This window comes from Alkalicoccobacillus gibsonii (assembly GCF_016798245.1).
GTDB classification, from domain to species: Bacteria; Bacillota; Bacilli; order Bacillales; family Bacillaceae_D; genus Alkalicoccobacillus; species Alkalicoccobacillus gibsonii.
The window spans coordinates 502,241-520,888 of record NZ_JAEUZA010000001.1; the positions used below are offsets into that span (position 1 = coordinate 502,241).

Here is an 18,648-nt window from a genome sequence, read left to right on the forward strand (position 1 = left end):
GGAGGCTCTTGCATGACGACAATCCATCAAACAGAAAAAACAGATGCACTTCTTGAAAAAATTGCTGAATATGCGTGCTCAAAACGAACATTTAGTGAAGAAGCGTACACAACAGCAAGGTATGTATTAGCTGATACGCTTGGGTGCGGTATTCTGGCTCTGAGATACCCTGAATGTGTGAAGCTTCTCGGTCCGGTTGTTTCTGGAACGATTGTGCCTGGAGGTTCGAGAGTACCAGGTACACCATATGTGCTTGATCCCGTTCAAGCAGCCTTTAATATTGGAACAATGATTAGGTGGCTTGACTACAACGATACATGGTTAGCTGCGGAATGGGGACATCCTTCTGATAACTTAGGCGGAATTCTAGCGGTTAGTGATTTTATAAGTCAGCAATGTGTAGCAGAAGGGAAGAAGCCATTGCGGGTAAAGGACATACTTGATTACATGATTAAAGCACATGAAATTCAAGGGGTTCTTGCACTAGAGAATAGCTTAAACCGTAATGGACTAGATCATGTTTTGTTTGTAAAAGTGGCTACAACTGCTGTGACATGTGCCATGATGGGCGGAACAAAGCAAGAAGTCATAAATGCTGTCTCTCACGCGTGGATTGATAATTCAAGTCTTAGAACATATCGTCATACGCCAAACACCGGGTCCAGAAAATCCTGGGCAGCAGGTGATGCAACAAGCAGAGGGGTTTTTCTCGCGATGACAGCTCTAAAAGGCGAAATGGGATACCAAACAGCGCTCAGCGCCTCTAATTGGGGTTTTCAAGATGTTTTATTTAAAGGAAAGGAGCTAGTTCTAGCTAGAGAGCTCGATGATTATGTCATGAAGAATGTATTATTTAAGGTATCTTTCCCTGCGGAATTTCATGCGCAAACGGCAGCTGAATGTGCGATTGAGCTGCACACAGACGTAGTCAATCGAATGGATGAGATCGATACAATTACCATTCAAACACATGAATCAGCGATACGAATTATTGATAAAAAAGGTCCTCTTACCAATCCTGCTGACAGGGATCATTGCTTGCAATATATTACGGCCATAGCCTTGTTAAAAGGGTCAATTACTGCGGACGATTATGAGCAAAAGCAAGCAGATGATATGAGGGTAGATGAACTAAGAGACAAGATGCATGTTGTTGAAAATAAAGATTACACGTTGGATTATTTAAATCCTGAGAAGCGCTCTATAGCGAACGCTGTGCAAGTTATTTTTACGGATGGGTCTGAAACTAAACAAGTTGAACAGGAATATCCTCTTGGTCACCGTTTTCGGAGAGAGGAAGCCATTCCACATATTGAAAGAAAGTTCGAGCAAAATCTTCAGGTGCATTTCGCTCCAAAGCAATATAATGCCATTTTAGAGGCGTTTTCCACGCAATCAAACGTGGAAAAGTTGACGGTTCCGTCTCTTATGAAACTGTTTATACCGTCTTAGAGAAAGGAATGTGACAAATGGCTTGGATTGTCGATCAACCACGTACACAAAAAGAACTAGCGGAAGAGTTTGCAAGTCTAGTTTCAGCAGATTCGATTCTGCAACTTCCAGGCGCACATGATCCGATGGCAGGACTCGTGGCAAAGGAAGCAGGTTTTCTCTCTTTATATTTATCTGGCGCTGCATACACGGCTAGTCGTGGGTTACCTGACCTTGGGTTCATTACATCAAATGAGGTTGCAGAGCGGGCTCGAGATATTATACGAGCGACAAATCTACCTCTTTTAGTGGACATTGATACTGGATTCGGAGGCGTGTTAAACGTTGCTAGAACAGCTGCGGAGATGGTTGAAGCAAAAGTAGCAGCTGTTCAGATTGAAGATCAGCAGCTACCCAAAAAATGCGGTCATCTTAATGGAAAAAGACTCGTTTCAACGGAAGAAATGGTTCAAAAGATTAGAGCCATTAAGAAGATAGCTCCAACTCTTTACGTTGTGGCTAGAACGGATGCAAGAGGTGTAGAAGGAAAGCAAGAGGCGAGGGATCGAAGTCTCGCATATGTAGAGGCTGGAGCAGATGCTATATTTCCGGAAGCATTAGAAGGAGCAGATGAATTTAAATGGTTTTCCAATCAGCTCAGTGTCCCACTCCTTGCGAATATGACCGAATTTGGGAAAACTCCTTATTTTACAGCAGATGAATTTAGCCAATGGGGTTTTGATATGGTAATCTATCCAGTCACTTCGATGCGTGTAGCTGCAAAAGCATATGAGATGGTATTCACCGAAATAAGGGAGCAAGGCACACAAAAAGAAAGCCTTGAACGCATGCAAAAACGAAGTGAATTATATTCGACCATTTCGTATAATCAATTTGAAGAGCTAGATCAGCAAATTGCAAAAACAATTCTTTCAAAAGATCAATAGTTTCATAAGTGATTAATCTTGAGTGGTTTACTTGCATTTTTAGAATGCTAGTGCTATCATTCAAAACAACTTCATATCTTTTTGCTTCGGGGCCGGGTGAAAATCCCGACCGGCGGTGATGAGGCGTTAGTCTCTTAGTCCGTGACCCGTTACACCTAGTGTGGCGGTGGATCTGGTGAAATTCCAGGGCCGACAGTGACAGTCTGGATGGGAGAAGGAAAAAGCAAATGGGTGGTTTCTTATACACAAAAAACTGTGTAGAAATCGCTTGTTCGAGCAGCACATTTTTAACAAATCATGTTTAAAATGTTTATTTGCTGTACGATTCTATGCTTATTCATTCAAACCTTGAAGCGATGCTTCAAGGTTTTTTCTTATTTTACGAACGAGGTGTTATGTGAATGGATCACGAATTTATGAAACATGCTTTAACTTTAGCCCAGTCAGCTAAAGGTCAAACTTCACCAAATCCAATGGTAGGAGCGGTTGTTGTAAAGGATGGGCGAATTGTTGGAACAGGCGCACACCTTAAGGCCGGAGAAGCGCATGCAGAGGTTCACGCCTTAAATATGGCACAAGAGAAAGCAAAGGGAGCAACTATTTATGTCACGCTTGAGCCTTGCAGTCATTATGGACGCACACCTCCCTGTGCTAAGCGCATTATTGAATCTGGCATCAAACGTGTAGTCGTTGCATGTGTCGATTCAAACCCCGAAGTAGGTGGAAAGGGAGTAAAGATGCTGGAGGAAGCGGGCATCGAGGTAGAAGTAGGTGTCTATGAGAAGGAAGCTCTTGATTTAAATCGTGCCTTTTTTCACTTTATTGAGACACACCGACCTTATGTCACGCTAAAGTCAGCATCAACACTTGATGGGAAAACAGCAACGGTATTAGGTGAAAGTAAATGGATCACAGGTGCAGAAGCGCGCATGGATGGGCATCGTTTGAGGCATGAAAATGATGCGATTCTAGTTGGAGTTGGTACAGTACTTGCAGATAATCCATCGCTCACTACACGATTAGAGGGATCTGCTAGTCGACATCCAATTCGAGTCGTACTAGATTCAAAACTACGCACGCCATTCGATGCTCAGATCGTAATGGATCAACTAGCCCAGACATTGATCTTTACACTCAACACAGCGTCTGAAGAGAAAGAAAGACAGTTGACGAGTCAAGGTGCTCAGGTCATTCGTCTTGAGTCATTAACTATTGGTAACGTCCTTTTTGAATTAGGTAAACGTGACATTCAAACGATTTTGGTTGAAGGTGGAGCAGAAGTCCATGGCAGCTTTATAAAAGAAGGCTTTGTAAATGAAGTGGTTCAATACCTCGCACCAAAGCTTGTTGGTGGAAAGCACGCTTCTCCTGTTGTAGGTGGCAAAGGAATTGAAAACTTAAAAGAAGCCGTGCAATTACAGGTTCAATCCGTCACACAGCTTGGAGAGGATATAAAGATCTTATCTAGAGTAAGGAGAGAGTAACATGTTTACTGGAATTATTGAGGAAGTTGGAACCATTAAAGCAATGAAAGAAACAGGAGAAGCCATCGTGATGACCATTGCTGCGAATGAGGTTTTAACAGATGTGCATGAAGGGGATAGCATTGCTGTGAACGGTGTATGTTTAACTGTGACTTCCTACTCTGATTTTGAATTTGTGGTAGACGTCATGCCTGAGACGGTTCGAGCATCGAGTCTTCAAGCACTAAAAACAAATTCAAAAGTCAATTTGGAACGAGCAATGCATGCAAATGGACGCTTTGGCGGACACTTTGTGTCAGGACATGTTGACGGCATTGGAACGATTATCCGGAAAACGCCAGAACAAAATGCGATCTATTACACCATTCAAGTTTCTAAAGAATTAAGACGGTACATGATTCATAAAGGGTCCGTAACGGTGGATGGTACTAGCTTAACGATCTTTGGTGTAGATGAAACGAGCTTCACAATCTCTATTATTCCTCACACGGTTGAACAAACGATTATTGGGAACAAGGAAGTTGGAGATATTGTTAATATAGAATGCGACCTCGTCGGAAAATACATTGAACAATTTTTAGAAAACCCTCGGCAAGGCAACATTACCTCTGGCTTTTTACAAGAACATGGATTTACATCATAGGAACTGTGAGAAGGAAGTGGACGTATGGAGAAAGCTCTGTTTGATTTGATAGAAGAAGCAATTTCAGATTTAAAACAAGGAAAAGTCATCATCGTTTGTGATGATGAGGATCGAGAGAATGAAGGGGATTTTGTCGCAATTGCTGATCAGGCAACACCTGAGGTCATTAATTTTATGGCTGTTCACGGACGCGGACTGATTTGTGCACCTGTAAGCTCAGAGATTGCGACTCAACTTCAATTAAATCCAATGGTACAAAATAGTACAGATCCCCATGAAACGGCATTTACCGTCTCGATTGATCATCAGACAAGTACTACAGGTATATCGGCACACGAGCGTTCAGATACGGTTCGCGCTTTGGCTGATACCTCAACTGTGTCAGGTGACTTTAAACGACCAGGCCATATCTTTCCGTTAATTGCAAAAGACGGTGGTGTCTTGCGAAGAGTTGGTCATACAGAAGCGGCAGTTGACCTTGCAAGACTTGCTGGTTCAAGACCAGCCGGCGTCATTTGTGAGATTATGAATGAAGATGGATCAATGGCAAGAGTCCCTGAGCTTCGCAAGCTGGCTGATGAACATCAATTAAAAATGATAACCATAAAAGACCTTGTTCGTTATCGCCACCAAAAAGAATCACTTATTACCAGAGAGATTGAAACCGTTCTTCCAACCGAATACGGTGAATTCAAGATTGTCGGATTCTCTGACACATTGGAAGGAAAAGAAAGTGTAGCGTTAGTAAAAGGAGACATTAAATCAGACGAACCAGTGCTAGTACGTGTTCATTCTGAGTGTCTGACGGGTGACGTATTTGGATCTCACAGATGTGATTGTGGACCTCAATTACACGCTGCTCTGAAACAGATCGAAGAAAAAGGTCGTGGGGTTTTACTGTATTTAAGGCAGGAAGGTCGAGGAATTGGCCTACTAAATAAACTTCGGGCTTATAAGCTTCAAGATGAAGGATACGACACTGTTGAAGCAAATGAAAAATTAGGCTTCCCTGCTGACCTAAGAGAATATGGGATTGGTGCTCAAATTTTACGTGAGTTGGGTGTTCGTAAAATGAAGCTGTTAACTAATAACCCACGTAAAATTGCGGGTCTAGCTGGCTATGATTTAGAAGTAGTTGAACGTGTGCCAATTCAACTGCCACATGTTCAAGAAAACAAAGACTATCTGAAAACAAAATCAGATAAACTAGGTCATCTATTAAAATTTTAAACAGAGGATAGGAGAGAGTAAAATGGGAACGATTTATGAAGGTAAGTTAACAGGTGAAGGATTAAAGATTGGGGTTGTTGTTGCGAGATTTAACGAATTTATTACGAGTAAGTTATTATCTGGTGCTGAGGATGTCTTAAAGAGACATGGTGTAAACGAAGCGGATGTTGAAGTAGCGTGGGTGCCTGGAGCATTTGAGATTCCGTTTGCGGCAAAAAAACTTGCTGACACTGGTAAGTACGATGCGATCTTAACACTCGGTACGGTGATTCGTGGCTCGACTCCACACTTCGATTACGTTTGTAATGAGGCAGCTAAAGGGGTAGGATCTCTAGCTTTATCTACTGGAATTCCAGTCATCTTTGGTGTATTGACAACAAACACCATTGAACAGGCGATTGAGCGAGCAGGAACGAAAGCGGGTAACAAAGGGGCAGAAACAGCGATTGCTGCTATTGAGATGGCCAACCTAAGTCGAGCGATCGACGCTTAAGATAACGAAACCCCATCGGAAGATTAACATTCCTCCGGTGGGGTTTGTTTTGTGTCTCTTCGTTTACGTAATTGAAGCGCACGTTCGGCAATGACATCACTTCGATCTCTTCTTGAATGCTTATGAACAAGTTCTTCTCGATTGAGCATACTCGGAGCACACCAGACCAATTGTTTTTCTTCGCAAGCGGTTTGACAATCCTGAAGTAATTGAGGGTCTTGAATGGGTAAGTCCATATCTGAAAAAGGTTCAGATTGTTCCATTTGAATCAGTCGTTCATTTATCATTTGCATAAGCTGAGGTGTATCTAAACCAAGCATTTTAAGCGCAACAGGATCATTTTTAATGATTCGTAATGAGCTCGAGAGCATTCTCTTTGCGCCGAGTCTATTTCCTCGTCTCTCATGATAAAGACCGACAGCGAGCTGGATGAGAGCGACCCAATAGTGATCTCCTTCTTTACGAGGCGTAGTTTTCCAATGCTCTTCAAGCACTTCGTGGCATTCAAAATAATCTCGATCTGTATGAAAATATAAAAGAAAATCAATATAGGCTTTTGGATAGTGCATCATAAAACCTCCACGTTCATAAAACCTTACTAGATTAAATATATCAAGTGTAAGTCTTAAATAGCAAGCGTTCCACCCTAATCGTAAGTATGGTATACTCCAATTGAACGTATGCAAAAGGCCGTGATATAAATGAATTCCTATAGTGTAAAAGTTGACGCATTTGAAGGGCCATTAGACCTTCTTCTGCATTTAATTAATCAAGAAGAATTAGATATTTATGATATTCCCGTAGCGCGGATTACTGATCAATATTTGCATTATATCCATACAATGAATGATCTTGAACTCGATATAGCAAGTGAATATTTGGTGATGGCGGCCACGCTACTTGCGATAAAAAGCAAGATGCTTCTACCAAAGGAATCAACAGAGCTCTTTGAGGACGAATGGTCGATGGACGCGGAAGACGATCCTCGTGACGAATTAATGTATCAATTAATTGAGTATCGAAAATATAAGGAAGCAGCTGAGACGCTTAAAGATAAAGAACAAGAGCGAAGTTTAATTCATACAAAACCACCTGAGGATCTTGATCCATACATAACAGAGCAGGAGCGCAGGGATCTTGCCATTCAAGGTGTTTCATTGTTTGATATGCTATCTGCTTATCAAAAGCTAATGAAACGAAAAACATTTAGCACACCACAAACAAGAACAATTAAAAGTCAAGAATATTCAATTGAAGAAAAGATGGATGAAGTCATGACTCTGATTTTTCAATCTCAGGGTCCCAAGCGATTTGAAGACTTATTTGTGTCAGGCGAAAAAAGCCAGCTGGTCGTGACGTTCTTAGCGGTACTTGAGCTAATGAAGACGAATGTTATTCGCTGTGAGCAGCACGATCACTTTTCGGATATTTTGATTTACCAGGCTGGCGGAGGGATTAGTGCATGAAGAACGAAGAATTACATGCAGTGATAGAAGGACTGCTTTTTGTGACAGGAGATGAAGGGTTAACTTACCAGCAGCTGTCAGATGTTCTAGAATTAGAGGAAAGTGACATAAATGCGGCTGTTACGAGCTTAAAGCAATCATTTTCCGACTCAAAACGAGGGTTGCAGCTCATTGAAACAGCTGGTGTTCTTAAGCTCGCAACACTTCCAGAGCATACATCTTATTTTAAGAAGCTTGCATCATCTCCAATCCATTCAGGCTTATCACGTGCAGCGCTTGAGACTCTAGCCATTGTTGCCTATAAGCAACCGATTACTAGAGTTGAGATCGATGAAGTAAGAGGAGTGAAGTCTGAGAAATCACTTCAATCACTTGTTTCGAAGCTACTTGTCACAGATGTAGGAAGGGTCTCTGGTACTGGGCGGGCCATTCTATACGGAACAACAGATTATTTTTTAGACCATTTTGGACTAACAGATCTTTCGGAGCTTCCTCCATTACCTGAAGGAGATGACGATGAATTCTCTGAAGATGAAGCTGATCTTTTTTTTCAAAAAATGAATGAAACAGAAAGCGAATGAATCGAAATAAACATGCAACGAACAATTCCTTCTATTGAATTGTTCGTTTTTTAGTACCTCATACTGTTAAAATCCCAATCACAAACTAGGCATTCACACATACAATAATCCAAACGAACGATTAGGGGGCATTGTTTTGAGTGAATACATTCAGTCCATTATAAATTGGGCTCAGCATTTGGAACAGAGATGGCTTGAGAACAGAGTGTCATTAAAGCGCAACCAAATTGTTACAGACCCATTTGAACAAGCGCTCTTTCATTTACGTGAGGGCCTGACCTACCGTTCTCATGATGAAGCCTTTATCGTACAATTAGCGGATGAAGCGTACCGACAATGGAATCTATTACAAGATTTCAGTCAGCAAAATGGTGTGGTCGAGGAGAACCCTGTACCTATTGGCGGACATACTCTTCCGCCCCTTCCATACGAAGTGAATGCATTAGAACCATACATTGATGCAGAAACAATGCGCATTCATCATGATATTCTTCATAAAAAATATGTGGATGACTTAAACAAAGCAGAACTGGAACTGCAGCAGGCGAGAAGAACAAGTAACTTTGATTTAGTGAAGCATTGGGAGAGGGAGCTTGCCTTTAACGGGGCAGGTCATTATCTTCACACCTTGTTTTGGATGGTGATGTCTCCGGATGGCGGGGGTGCACCTATGGGAGAGCTGGCTGCTCAAATTCAAAAGGATTTTGGGAACTTCCAGCAGTTTAAAGCTCATTTTTCAGCCGCTGCAGAAAAGGTAGAAGGGGGAGGCTGGGCCATTTTAGTTTGGAGTCCACGCTCACACCGTCTGGAGATTCTTCAAGCCGAGAAGCATCAAAACCTGTCTCAGCAAGATCAGGTACCACTGCTCGTGTTGGATGTATGGGAACACTCCTATTATTTAAAATACAAAAATGTTCGTAAAGATTACATTGACCAATGGTGGAATGTTGTGAACTGGCAAGAGGTTTCCAAACGATTCGCCGAAGCGAAGAAATTACGCTGGCAGCCTTATTAAAATTAAAAAAATCGAACGTCCTTACCTGGACATTCGATTTTTTTCTTATGACGCTTTCTGCCTTAGTACAATTTTTTTGGTATTCTTATAGGTGAGAAATGTGTGCAGAAGCAGCCCAGCAATAATAATCACAATTCCAATTAACGCAATTCCTTTTGGTGGAGCAATCGATAATAAAAGCATTTCCCCAAGAATGACAAAGAGGATTTGCATGGATTGTGTTGCTTCCACGGAAGCTAGACGAGCTTGGTCATGTCTCACTTGGTTTGTCGCATAGAACAACAGTGTAGTCGCTATCACACCTGAACTTAGACCGACAATGCTTGATTGTGAGACTTGAGATACTGATGGTAAACCTGTTTGGAAGAAGGCTATAAAAGCAATGATCAACCAGAATGGCAAACTGGCAAGAGTCATTCCAAGAACGCGTTCAATGGTTTCAAGTCGACCGCCACATACCTCCATCATTTTTCGGTTACCAAGAGGGAAGGCAAAGGCAGCAATAAGTACAGGGCCAACTCCAAATACAATCTCTGAAGTTGATAAAGATCGTGCATTAGGAATTTGAATGAGGATGACCCCAAGTAAGATAAAGAATGAAACCGCTAATGTTGATAATGGAATGGTTGAGCGTTTTGTCACAGATCCTTGCCGCGTTAAGAATAACGGCGCAAGCAGCGCGCCGCACACAATCGTGAGTTGCCAGGTTCCAGCCAGCAGCCAGCCTGGTCCATATGATGCGGCAAATGTGATTGGCACGTAAAATAAAACAAAGCCTACAAAGCTCCAGATAAGCCATTGGACTGGTTGTTTTTTCATTTCCTGGAGGAGAACCAGTAGCTTCCGCCGAAACAGCACAAGGATGACAAGAAAAGGGATCATAGAAAAGAAGCGAAGAGAAGAGGACCACATCCAGCTTCCGCCATCCAGCTCCATCGAACGGTTTAAAATAAATGTTACGGCAAAAAATGCAGAAGCAAGTAAGCCAATGAATAATTCTTTCATAATAGCCTCATTTCATATACTATATTTTATATTTTGTATATTATAGTATCATAAGTGTAGAATGAAAAGGAGTGTTTAAAAACATTGAATCGTTATCAAGATGAAAAACAACTCGCTACTCAAATAGGGAGCACGCTCCGAAAGGTTCGAACTGAGAAGCGATTAAGTATTCAAGAGTTAGCCGATCGCTCCTCAGTAAGTGCGTTAACACTTGGTAAAATCGAACGGGGCGAGGCGAATCCTTCTTTAGCCGTGATCTGGAAAATTGCAAATGCGCTAAGCATCCCAATATCCGCTCTTTTAAAAGAGGCAGAAGATGTACAAATTTCGCGTAGTCATGATGGAAACAAAGTTTATAGTGTAGATGGGGTTTGTCTTCTTGAGCCAATGTTTGATGACCGTGTTTATGGACCAGTTGAGGTTCACCGAGCGTTCTTAAAACCTCATAGTACGTATCTTCCTGGTAAACACCAAAAAGGGGTAGTGGAGTACGTAACGGTTATGAAAGGTGAGGTAACCGTATGGATTGAAGAGCGACCGACTGTGTTATCCATGTATGATGCTGTTAAGTTTGAGGCAGATGTAGAGCATGCGTATGAAAATCGCACCTCTGAAGAAGCCGTTCTCCATTTTGTCATGACGTACTCATCATAACGAGCAAGGGGCGTTAGAAAATAAGAAAATGGACGAGCATTCAATTCGAATGTCCGTCCAGGTTGACCATTTATAAAATGGGCGAAAGAAGCCTTGAAATGGATTCTTTAAAACGAATCCATTTGGGTCGCTGTTCATAAATTTCCAGCGTGTAAAGCTTTGATAGCTTTAAATCTTCATCAAACTTTGCCAGAAGCTTTTCAGCCAATTCTTTCTCATAAATAAATGCATTGACCTCAAAGTTTAATTTGAAGCTTCTCATATCAATATTTGCTGTACCAACCGAGCTAATTTTACGATCTACGATTAAAGTCTTCGCATGAATAAATCCGTTCTCATACGTGTACACTTTAGCACCTACTTTTAACAACTCGCCTACATGAGAGAGAGTCGCCCAGTAAACAAACATGTGATCAGGTTTGTTGGGAATAATGATCTGAACATTGATTCCACTTAAGCAAGCTACCTTTAGGGCATCAAGCAGCGTTTGATCTGGAATGAAGTACGGGGTCTGAATATAAATGGAATCTTCAGCCTTCATGATCATCTTCAAGTAGCCACTTTTAATTTGTTCCCATTCTGAATCTGGTCCACTTGATACCATTTGAATCGGAGTAGATCCAGTTGTCTCAATCGTAGGGAAGTAACGATCCTCATAAGAGATATGATAGTTTTTAGCGGCCTGATTCCAATCAAGAATAAAGCGAGTCTGAATCGAATGGACAGCAGGACCTTTTAGACGCAGATGCGTATCGCGCCAATAGCCAAACTTTTTACTTTTTCCTAAGTATTCATCTCCTACGTTAAATCCTCCCACATACCCCAGAAACCCATCTATATTAATTAATTTGCGATGGTTCCGGTAATTAAGGCGAAGATTAATCGGTGAAAGCTTTGACGGGAAAAACACACCAATCTCACCACCCGCTTTTTCAAGCTCGGTAAGGTGTTTTCGCTTTAAACTCCTCGATCCTAGATCATCATATAAGAAACGAACTTTTACTCCTTCACGAGCTCGTGCTGTTAGTGCCTGAATAATCTTCTTACCAATTTCATCGTTTCGAAAAATATAATATTGCATGTGAATAAACGATTTTGCGTTCTGAATATCAAAAAGCAACTGCTCGAATTTATCATGACCATCTGTGAATAGCGTGACCTCATTATTCTTCGTTAAAATCGCGTCGTTATTAATGAGCATCATATAGATTAAGTCACGACTCTCATCAACAACCGGTTTATTAAAGGCAAAATCAGGATCTTTAATATGTTCTTTTTGTTCTTCAATTACACTTTCAATGCCAATCTTTTGAATGCCTTCCCACTCAAACATCTTTCTCCGTGATAAGGTTTGCCCAATTAATAAATAGATGATAAAGCCTAAAAACGGTATAAAGTAGAGAACAAGTAACCATGCCCATGTAGATGTGGCATCTTTTCTTTCAATAAAGATGAGCACTGTGGCCAGGAGTAGATTCACAATAAATAATATAATTGCGAGTGTGTTAATAATGTCGAATTCAATTGTCATATACATACCTGCCAACTTTGTATTTTCTTGCTAAAAACGTCCCGATCGAATAATCGAAAAGATGATCCATAGGAACATTAAGATTGCGATCACAAATCCAATTTCAATAGCCGGAAGCTGTAATAGGATGGTCGGCTCGCTTGTTAAAGAAGCCCCAACAATAATCCCTACCATAATGACACTAAAGGACATTAATACAATGGCAAATGACACTTTGTTGCTTACTTTATCGATTTTATTTATTAAACGATCGACTTCAGGAACCGATATTTCAACTTTGATTTTCCCGTGCTGAACTGATTTTGATAGTGCACGTAATTCTCTAGGAAGATCTCTCACAAGCTCAATTGAATCAAAGACCTCGTCTTTTAGAAGTGAGGATAAGCGCCGTGGATCATACCGTTCCTTAATCAATGTTTTTCCAAAAGGTTCAATTAAATCCATGATTCTAAGCTCTGGATCTAAGGTCGAAACGATTCGTTCAACTGATAATAATGATTTTCCTAATATCGTGAGATCAGATGGAATCTTACAGTTATGTTTATTAGCAACGGAAAACAAATCCTGAACAGCCTCTCCAAGGCTAATTTCGCTAATAGGTACGTCATAATATCTAAGGCGCAACGCATCTAAATCATCTTTTAACAGAACCTGGTTGACTTCGTCGTGCACGATCTTCATGTTTTTTAATGCTTTTAATACTTTATCTGTATGTCTACTTTTGAGACCAATGACTAATAACGCTAAATTTTGTCGCATCTCCATTGACAATCTGCCAACCATTCCAAAATCAATCAGTGCAATGGTACCGTCTTTTTTAACAAACACGTTGCCAGGATGAGGATCACCGTGAAAGAAGCCAAAGACAAAAATTTGTTGGAAGAGTCCTTTGGCAAAATTCTCAGCTACTTTACTTAAGTTATAGCCAGCTTCTTCTGTTATAGACGTAATCTTTTCTCCTTCAACAAAACCAATTGTTAAGATTCGTTTACTTGAGAATTCATTAAAGATGTCCGGTACTTCAACATATGGATCTTCTTCGGATTGACGAAGAATTCTTTCCGTATTTTGAGCTTCTTCTCGGTAATTCATTTCTAATTTTAATGCTTCTGAGAACTCATGAAACACGTCTAAAAGGTTAAATTGTTTAACCCATAGCAAGCGCTCTTCAGCTAAACCAAGTAAATCTTCAAGGATAGCTAAATCTGTTAGCACAATCTTTTCGATATTCGGACGTCGTACCTTGACGACAACCTGCTCGCCTGATGGAAGGAGAGCTTTATGTACTTGACCAATTGAGGCGGCAGCAATGGGTTCTTCTTCAAAAGAATTAAAGATATCACTTAACGGGGCATGCAAATCCTCTTCAATGATGGCTTTCACTTCTTGAAAGGAGAAGGGTGGAACATGATCTTGTAATCTGCTTAATTCGCTAATTAAATAATCCGGAAATATGTCTGAACGAGTGCTTGCCACTTGCCCAAGTTTAATAAACGTAGGTCCCAGCTCTTCTAAAAGTAAGCGAAGTCGTTCTGCGGTAGAGCGATAGTAATTAGGATCTTTCTTTTTCTTAGGTGTTCTTACAAAGTCTAAAAGCCCTAAGTCACGAACTAAGTGACCAAATCCGTAATGGAAGAGAGCAGTAAGAATATCTTGATACCGTTGAATATAGCGGATACGTTTTTTAATCATGCATGGTCACCTCCTGCTCTATAAAAAGAGACTAAAAACGCAAAGCGGCGGATCTTTAAAAGAACCGCCTTTTTTGTTTCCGGTCTAACTGTCTTATTTACTGTTTTGGGTTGGATTGTTCTAATTCTCTAATTCTGCGCTCTAATGCTTCCACTTCTTCCTTCGTTGCAATATTCATCGTGCGGAGCATTTGCTGCAGACGCTCTTGAACAATTCCATCAATTTGTTTTTGAGTTTGACTTCCTTTTTCAATTAAGTCTTCAACGAGATTCTCTGATTCCGAACGTTTAATCTCGCCTTTTTTGACTAAATCATCTACCGCTTTTTCAATTTGTTCTTTACTAGCTACGGCAGCACCTAAACCAAGTGAATAAACATTATTCAATATACTTCTGACCATGTACACATTCCTCCTGGTTAAACTCAAAATCATGACGAGAACCTATGTCATCTTATCTTAATACTACCTTACTTTATAGAAAATGAAAATCAATAGCCTTGTGAACGTTTATGAAGGAGATTGCTCAAAGGCTTGGAGGTATAAGGCGTCGCCCTCAATCCATTCCCCATATAAGATCTCTTTACACTCCTTATATCCTTGTCTCTGAATTTCTTTTTGAAGCCAATCCTCAGTAAGGTTCGCTGTTTCAAGGTTTTTCTTTGAAATTTCTCCATCAAGAATGACTAATAAAGGAAGAGGAACGGGAGAAGGCTTGATGTTTAGCTCTTGATTTTTTGGTGTATCAAATGCATGTTTCTTTAAAACAGTGATGGTGCCGTCTGTTTCAAGCACACCATGTTCGACTTCATTGATTGAAAATGCACCTTTATCTCTCAACAGATGCTGGAGCTGGTTAATATCTAATTTATTTTTCTTTAATGCTTTAAAATCAACCTTTCCTTTGTAAATAACGATCGATGGACTGCCTTCAAGCAATGAGCGTGACCGTCTAATTTTTTGCGTTAAGATTTCAATGATATAGATTAACGTCCCCCAGATGGCAATGGCTACAAGTACCCTAAAAATACTTACTTCATCATCATAAATTGCGTTTCCGACAAGCTCTCCAACAACTAAGGCCGAAACAAAGTCAAAAGGAGAAAGCTGTGACAACTGATTTTTCCCAAGAATCTTAGTTAAGAGTAACAGTGCAAAAAAACCAACAATTAATTCAATCGTTAGTGAACCATAAGTAGAATCAAACATAAGACAAATCCTTTCATGATAGCTTGTTCCTTAGCTTGAACTAAAAAGCCGTGGTTATCCGAATAAAAAAACATCCGTTTGTTGTTATAAAACAAGCCACTTCCTCAAATGCTAAGAGAAAGCATCGAGGCAAATTAGGTAAAGGATGGGTGTTATGTATAAAAAATTTGTATTCGTTTGGATGATGTGCTTACTTATTCTCACGGCTTGTGGTGGGGCAAAGAATATCAAGTCTCTCTCAGATGATGAGATCATTCCTGTAGTAAGCCAAAGCGATATTAATAAAGCAAAAGAGCTAGTGCTTGAAATGGAAGAAGTAATTGATGTAAGAGGAATTCAGTACGAGCATCTACTATTTCTTGATCCGAAGGTGAAACAATTTGATCGATTAAAGCTAGAGCATATTCGTCAAGAGGCATTTAAACGAGTGAAGGACGAGTTTCCTGAATCAAAGGTACATGTTTCGACTGACCAAAAGATTTATATGGAGCTTGAAAAACTGGAACAACAATTAGCAGATGAAAAGATAAATGAAAAGGAACTAAAGAAGAAATTAGAGAAACTAGAAGAAGATATGAAGGGGTAGAGTGCAGATGGCATCAAAAAAACAATTAAACCCAGAACAAGAGCAATACCAGCAACTTGCTAAAAAGCATGAGAAAAAACGACCAGTTTTGATGAATTGTGTACGGGCATTTTTAGTAGGTGGACTTATATGTGTGATTGGTCAAGGGATCTCTATATTCTTTTATACCTTTTTTGATTTCACTGAAAAAACAGCAGGTAATCCAACGGTTGCAGTCCTTATTCTCATCTCAACATTACTAACTGGATTTGGTGTCTATGATCGATTCGCTCAATTCTCTGGTGCAGGAACGGCTGTACCTGTTACTGGTTTTGCAAATTCCATTGCATCTGCAGCAATTGAACACCGCACAGAAGGCTATGTACTCGGCGTAGGTGGTAATATGTTTAAACTTGCTGGCTCAGTTATTGTATTTGGAACGGTAGCGGCATTTTTTGTCGCCATCATTAAAACCATTATTCAAGGAGGGTTTTAAATGCTAATAGGAAAACAAAGCTGGGTGTTTGAAAGCAAACCAATTATTCGGTCAACTGGAACTATTGGCGGGCCTTTTGAAGCAAATGGTCGTTTAGCAGATGAATTTGATATGTTGCACGATAATCTTTGGATGGGTCAGGATTCATATGAGAAAGCTCAAACCGTTTTAATCGAACAAGCATGTGAAAAAGCCATTGAGAAAGGTGGATTAACGAAGGATCAGATACAGTTTATGTTATCGGGAGATCTGGTCAATCAACTAACTCCTTCTACATTTGCAGGAAGAAGCCTTAAAATTCCTTACCTTGGTTTATTCGGTGCATGTTCAACCTCAATGGAAGGTCTAGCCATGGCTGCATACCTCATTCAAACAAGAGGAGCAAAGCACGCGGTTGCTGTTGCTTCTAGCCATAACGCAGCAACAGAAAAGCAATTTCGTTATCCAACTGAATATGGTGGACAAAAACCACCAACGGCTCAATGGACTGTAACTGCAGCTGGTGCAGCAGTAGTATCACATGAAGGAAATGGTCCGCGCGTTACCTCAGCAACCATTGGTCGAATTATTGATATGGGTTTATCTGACCCATTTAATATGGGTGGAGCGATGGCACCGGCAGCTGTCGATACGCTTGAAGCGCATTTTCGTGATACAGGGGCTAGTCCAGAAGATTACGATCTCATTGTAAGTGGTGATCTAGGTGAAATAGGACTTGCTATTGCAAAAGAATTGTGTGAGCAAAGAGGCATTGTCTTAAAGGAAAACCAATTTAAAGACTGTGGTCTTATGATTTATAAAGAAGACCAGCCTGTACTTGCAGGGGCGAGTGGACCAGGATGCTCCGCTGTAGTTACATACGGTCATCTACTAAATAAAATGAAAAAGGGCGAGCTCAAACGAATTCTTATCATTGCGACAGGAGCCCTATTATCACCACTTTCATTTCAACAAAAGGAATCCATCCCATGTATTGCTCATGCTGTATCCATTGAAGCTGAGGGGGTGACATCTTGATCTTTCTTTGGGCTTTTCTAGTTGGTGGCATCATTTGTGTGATCGGCCAGCTTTTAATGGATGTAGGTGGTTTAACACCAGCTCATACGATGTCAACACTCGTTGTAAGTGGCGCTATTTTAAATGGAATTGGGGTATACGATCGACTCATTGACTTTGCAGGAGCAGGTGTAACGGTACCAATTACTAGCTTCGGTAATTCTCTTGTTCAAGGAGCAATGGATGAGGTCGCACGCAACGGAATCATCGGTGTATTAACAGGGATATTTGAGGTGACAAGTGCCGGGATCTCCGCTGCAATTATCTTTGGCTTTTTAGCTTCACTCATCTTTAAACCAAAAGGTTAATGCTGAATAGGTTCATATTTCATATCATGGTCTGTGTAGGCAAGCTGAATCTCGCCAATTGAATTAATGGTACAAACAAAAATTGAATCGTATGAATGAATACCCTTCTGTTTTAACTTTTCCAGGAGGGTTTTTTGATCCAATTTAAGTCTTTTTAATAGTTCCTGTTGGATCTCACCTTCAATAATAACTGGATAGGAGATACCACCAGGTGTTTTTTGAATACTTAGATCCTCGATTGTGGGAGGCTGCTTGTCAGCCTTCTTATATACACTCAATTCTCCACTCGCTTCAATGATACCAAGTTCTATTTCCTCTATATCAAATACTCCTTTGCTACGTGACATTTCTAGAATGTTATCCAGAGAATAACGGATACTTTTTATATTCTGAACGATGATTTTCCCATTTTGAATCACAACTGTCGGTTCAAATGAGATCCATTTACCAAAGGTACGATTGCGAATAGCAAATTTTGAAACTAGAACTTGAAGCATACAGATGCAGATGATAGCAAAGGCCGTTGGAAGATGTTTAACGTTAGGATCTGCAATATCTGCCCCAACAACGGAAGCAAGAGAAATAATAATTAGAAAATCAAAGATGGGCAGTTCTCCAATTGAACGTTTTCCCATGTACATCGTCATGATAAGTAGTAGAGGGAAAATCGTTAGAATTCTTAAAACAATAAGTGCTAAATCTTTTAACTCTTCAACCAATCATCTCACTCTTTCATTTTTTAGCTAGTCTGCTCAAATCTCTTTTTTCTAAACCTGATAACCCGTCATAAAAAAGGTTGTCCGGCATAGACATGTTGGTAAGAAGTCAGGGGACAATCCTTGGA

Annotated in this window: 21 protein-coding genes and 1 riboswitch; of the genes, 14 read left to right on the forward strand and 7 right to left on the reverse strand. The window is 40.4% G+C overall.

Features of this window, described 5'->3' with window-relative positions:
- Positions 1 to 12 precede the first annotated feature (12 nt).
- From JNO66_RS02775 to ribH, 6 genes are all read left to right on the forward strand, one after another.
- On the forward strand, positions 13 to 1,452 hold the full coding sequence (locus JNO66_RS02775) for a bifunctional 2-methylcitrate dehydratase/aconitate hydratase (RefSeq protein WP_203086669.1): 1,440 nt from the start codon (positions 13 to 15) through the stop codon (positions 1,450 to 1,452).
- A gap of 17 nt (positions 1,453 to 1,469) precedes the next feature.
- A complete protein-coding gene (prpB, locus tag JNO66_RS02780) occupies positions 1,470 to 2,378 on the forward strand; it encodes a methylisocitrate lyase (RefSeq protein WP_203086670.1) in 909 nt (302 codons plus the stop codon).
- A 78-nt stretch (positions 2,379 to 2,456) separates the two neighbouring features.
- Positions 2,457 to 2,601: riboswitch (FMN riboswitch) on the forward strand.
- Between the two features lie 178 nt (positions 2,602 to 2,779).
- A complete protein-coding gene (gene ribD, locus JNO66_RS02785) occupies positions 2,780 to 3,862 on the forward strand; it encodes a bifunctional diaminohydroxyphosphoribosylaminopyrimidine deaminase/5-amino-6-(5-phosphoribosylamino)uracil reductase RibD (RefSeq protein WP_203086671.1) in 1,083 nt (360 codons plus the stop codon).
- A gap of 1 nt (position 3,863) precedes the next feature.
- Positions 3,864 to 4,505, forward strand: a complete 642-nt coding sequence (ribE, locus tag JNO66_RS02790) for a riboflavin synthase (protein ID WP_203086672.1) — start codon at positions 3,864 to 3,866, stop codon at positions 4,503 to 4,505.
- Between the two features lie 24 nt (positions 4,506 to 4,529).
- Positions 4,530 to 5,735 carry a bifunctional 3,4-dihydroxy-2-butanone-4-phosphate synthase/GTP cyclohydrolase II gene (locus tag JNO66_RS02795; RefSeq protein WP_273753146.1) on the forward strand — a complete coding sequence of 402 codons (1,206 nt, stop codon included), beginning with the start codon at positions 4,530 to 4,532 and terminating at the stop codon, positions 5,733 to 5,735.
- 22 nt (positions 5,736 to 5,757) lie between these two features.
- Positions 5,758 to 6,228 (forward strand): 6,7-dimethyl-8-ribityllumazine synthase, encoded by a 471-nt coding sequence (gene ribH / locus JNO66_RS02800; RefSeq protein ID WP_203086673.1) that lies wholly within the window; start codon positions 5,758 to 5,760, stop codon positions 6,226 to 6,228.
- A gap of 23 nt (positions 6,229 to 6,251) precedes the next feature.
- Here ribH and JNO66_RS02805 read toward each other — a convergent pair whose 3' ends face one another.
- Positions 6,252 to 6,797: a DUF309 domain-containing protein gene (locus tag JNO66_RS02805; RefSeq protein WP_203086674.1), complete on the reverse strand. Its 546-nt coding sequence runs from the start codon at positions 6,795 to 6,797 to the stop codon at positions 6,252 to 6,254.
- A 132-nt stretch (positions 6,798 to 6,929) separates the two neighbouring features.
- On the opposite strand from JNO66_RS02805, the gene JNO66_RS02810 reads away from it, so the two are divergent.
- The 3 genes from JNO66_RS02810 (at position 6,930) to JNO66_RS02820 (ending at position 9,290) form a co-directional block, all read left to right on the forward strand.
- The gene (locus JNO66_RS02810; protein ID WP_203086675.1) at positions 6,930 to 7,694 is read left to right on the forward strand and encodes a segregation/condensation protein A; all 765 of its coding nucleotides are present in this window, start codon (positions 6,930 to 6,932) and stop codon (positions 7,692 to 7,694) included.
- Positions 7,691 to 8,275, forward strand: a complete 585-nt coding sequence (gene scpB, locus JNO66_RS02815; RefSeq protein WP_203086676.1) for an SMC-Scp complex subunit ScpB — start codon at positions 7,691 to 7,693, stop codon at positions 8,273 to 8,275. The genes JNO66_RS02810 and scpB overlap by 4 nt, the downstream gene beginning before the upstream one ends.
- Positions 8,276 to 8,411: 136 nt before the next feature.
- Positions 8,412 to 9,290 (forward strand): superoxide dismutase, encoded by an 879-nt coding sequence (locus JNO66_RS02820; protein ID WP_203086677.1) that lies wholly within the window; start codon positions 8,412 to 8,414, stop codon positions 9,288 to 9,290.
- Between the two features lie 45 nt (positions 9,291 to 9,335).
- On the opposite strand, the gene JNO66_RS02825 is transcribed toward JNO66_RS02820, so the two are convergent.
- Positions 9,336 to 10,295, reverse strand: coding sequence for a DMT family transporter (locus JNO66_RS02825; RefSeq protein WP_203086678.1), 960 nt, complete (start codon positions 10,293 to 10,295; stop codon positions 9,336 to 9,338).
- A gap of 84 nt (positions 10,296 to 10,379) precedes the next feature.
- Here JNO66_RS02825 and JNO66_RS02830 point away from each other — a divergent pair, with 84 nt between their 5' ends.
- Positions 10,380 to 10,949, forward strand: coding sequence for a helix-turn-helix domain-containing protein (locus JNO66_RS02830; protein ID WP_203086679.1), 570 nt, complete (start codon positions 10,380 to 10,382; stop codon positions 10,947 to 10,949).
- Between the two features lie 70 nt (positions 10,950 to 11,019).
- Here JNO66_RS02830 and cls read toward each other — a convergent pair whose 3' ends face one another.
- The 4 genes from cls to JNO66_RS02850 all read right to left on the reverse strand — a co-directional run bounded on the left by cls (position 11,020) and on the right by JNO66_RS02850 (position 15,379).
- Positions 11,020 to 12,480 carry a cardiolipin synthase gene (gene cls / locus JNO66_RS02835; RefSeq protein ID WP_203086680.1) on the reverse strand — a complete coding sequence of 487 codons (1,461 nt, stop codon included), beginning with the start codon at positions 12,478 to 12,480 and terminating at the stop codon, positions 11,020 to 11,022.
- 30 nt (positions 12,481 to 12,510) lie between these two features.
- A complete protein-coding gene (locus JNO66_RS02840) occupies positions 12,511 to 14,172 on the reverse strand; it encodes an ABC1 kinase family protein (RefSeq protein ID WP_203086681.1) in 1,662 nt (553 codons plus the stop codon).
- A gap of 97 nt (positions 14,173 to 14,269) precedes the next feature.
- On the reverse strand, positions 14,270 to 14,572 hold the full coding sequence (locus JNO66_RS02845; RefSeq protein ID WP_203086682.1) for a phasin family protein: 303 nt from the start codon (positions 14,570 to 14,572) through the stop codon (positions 14,270 to 14,272).
- Between the two features lie 108 nt (positions 14,573 to 14,680).
- Positions 14,681 to 15,379 (reverse strand): DUF421 domain-containing protein, encoded by a 699-nt coding sequence (locus JNO66_RS02850; protein ID WP_203086683.1) that lies wholly within the window; start codon positions 15,377 to 15,379, stop codon positions 14,681 to 14,683.
- A gap of 154 nt (positions 15,380 to 15,533) precedes the next feature.
- Between JNO66_RS02850 and JNO66_RS02855 the strand changes: the two genes are divergently transcribed.
- From JNO66_RS02855 to spoVAE, 4 genes are read left to right on the forward strand one after another with little or no spacing between them, the layout of a single operon-like run.
- Complete coding sequence (locus JNO66_RS02855) at positions 15,534 to 15,965, forward strand: hypothetical protein (protein ID WP_203086684.1); 432 nt, start codon at positions 15,534 to 15,536, stop codon at positions 15,963 to 15,965.
- A 7-nt stretch (positions 15,966 to 15,972) separates the two neighbouring features.
- The gene (gene spoVAC, locus JNO66_RS02860; protein ID WP_203086685.1) at positions 15,973 to 16,440 is read left to right on the forward strand and encodes a stage V sporulation protein AC; all 468 of its coding nucleotides are present in this window, start codon (positions 15,973 to 15,975) and stop codon (positions 16,438 to 16,440) included.
- Positions 16,441 to 17,457, forward strand: coding sequence for a stage V sporulation protein AD (spoVAD, locus tag JNO66_RS02865; protein ID WP_203086686.1), 1,017 nt, complete (start codon positions 16,441 to 16,443; stop codon positions 17,455 to 17,457).
- Positions 17,454 to 17,804, forward strand: coding sequence for a stage V sporulation protein AE (gene spoVAE, locus JNO66_RS02870; RefSeq protein WP_203086687.1), 351 nt, complete (start codon positions 17,454 to 17,456; stop codon positions 17,802 to 17,804). The genes spoVAD and spoVAE overlap by 4 nt, the downstream gene beginning before the upstream one ends.
- Here the strand turns inward: spoVAE and JNO66_RS02875 are convergent.
- Positions 17,801 to 18,523, reverse strand: a complete 723-nt coding sequence (locus JNO66_RS02875; RefSeq protein ID WP_203086688.1) for a DUF421 domain-containing protein — start codon at positions 18,521 to 18,523, stop codon at positions 17,801 to 17,803. The two genes, spoVAE and JNO66_RS02875, sit on opposite strands and share 4 nt — an antisense overlap.
- Between the last annotated feature and the right edge of the window lie 125 nt (positions 18,524 to 18,648).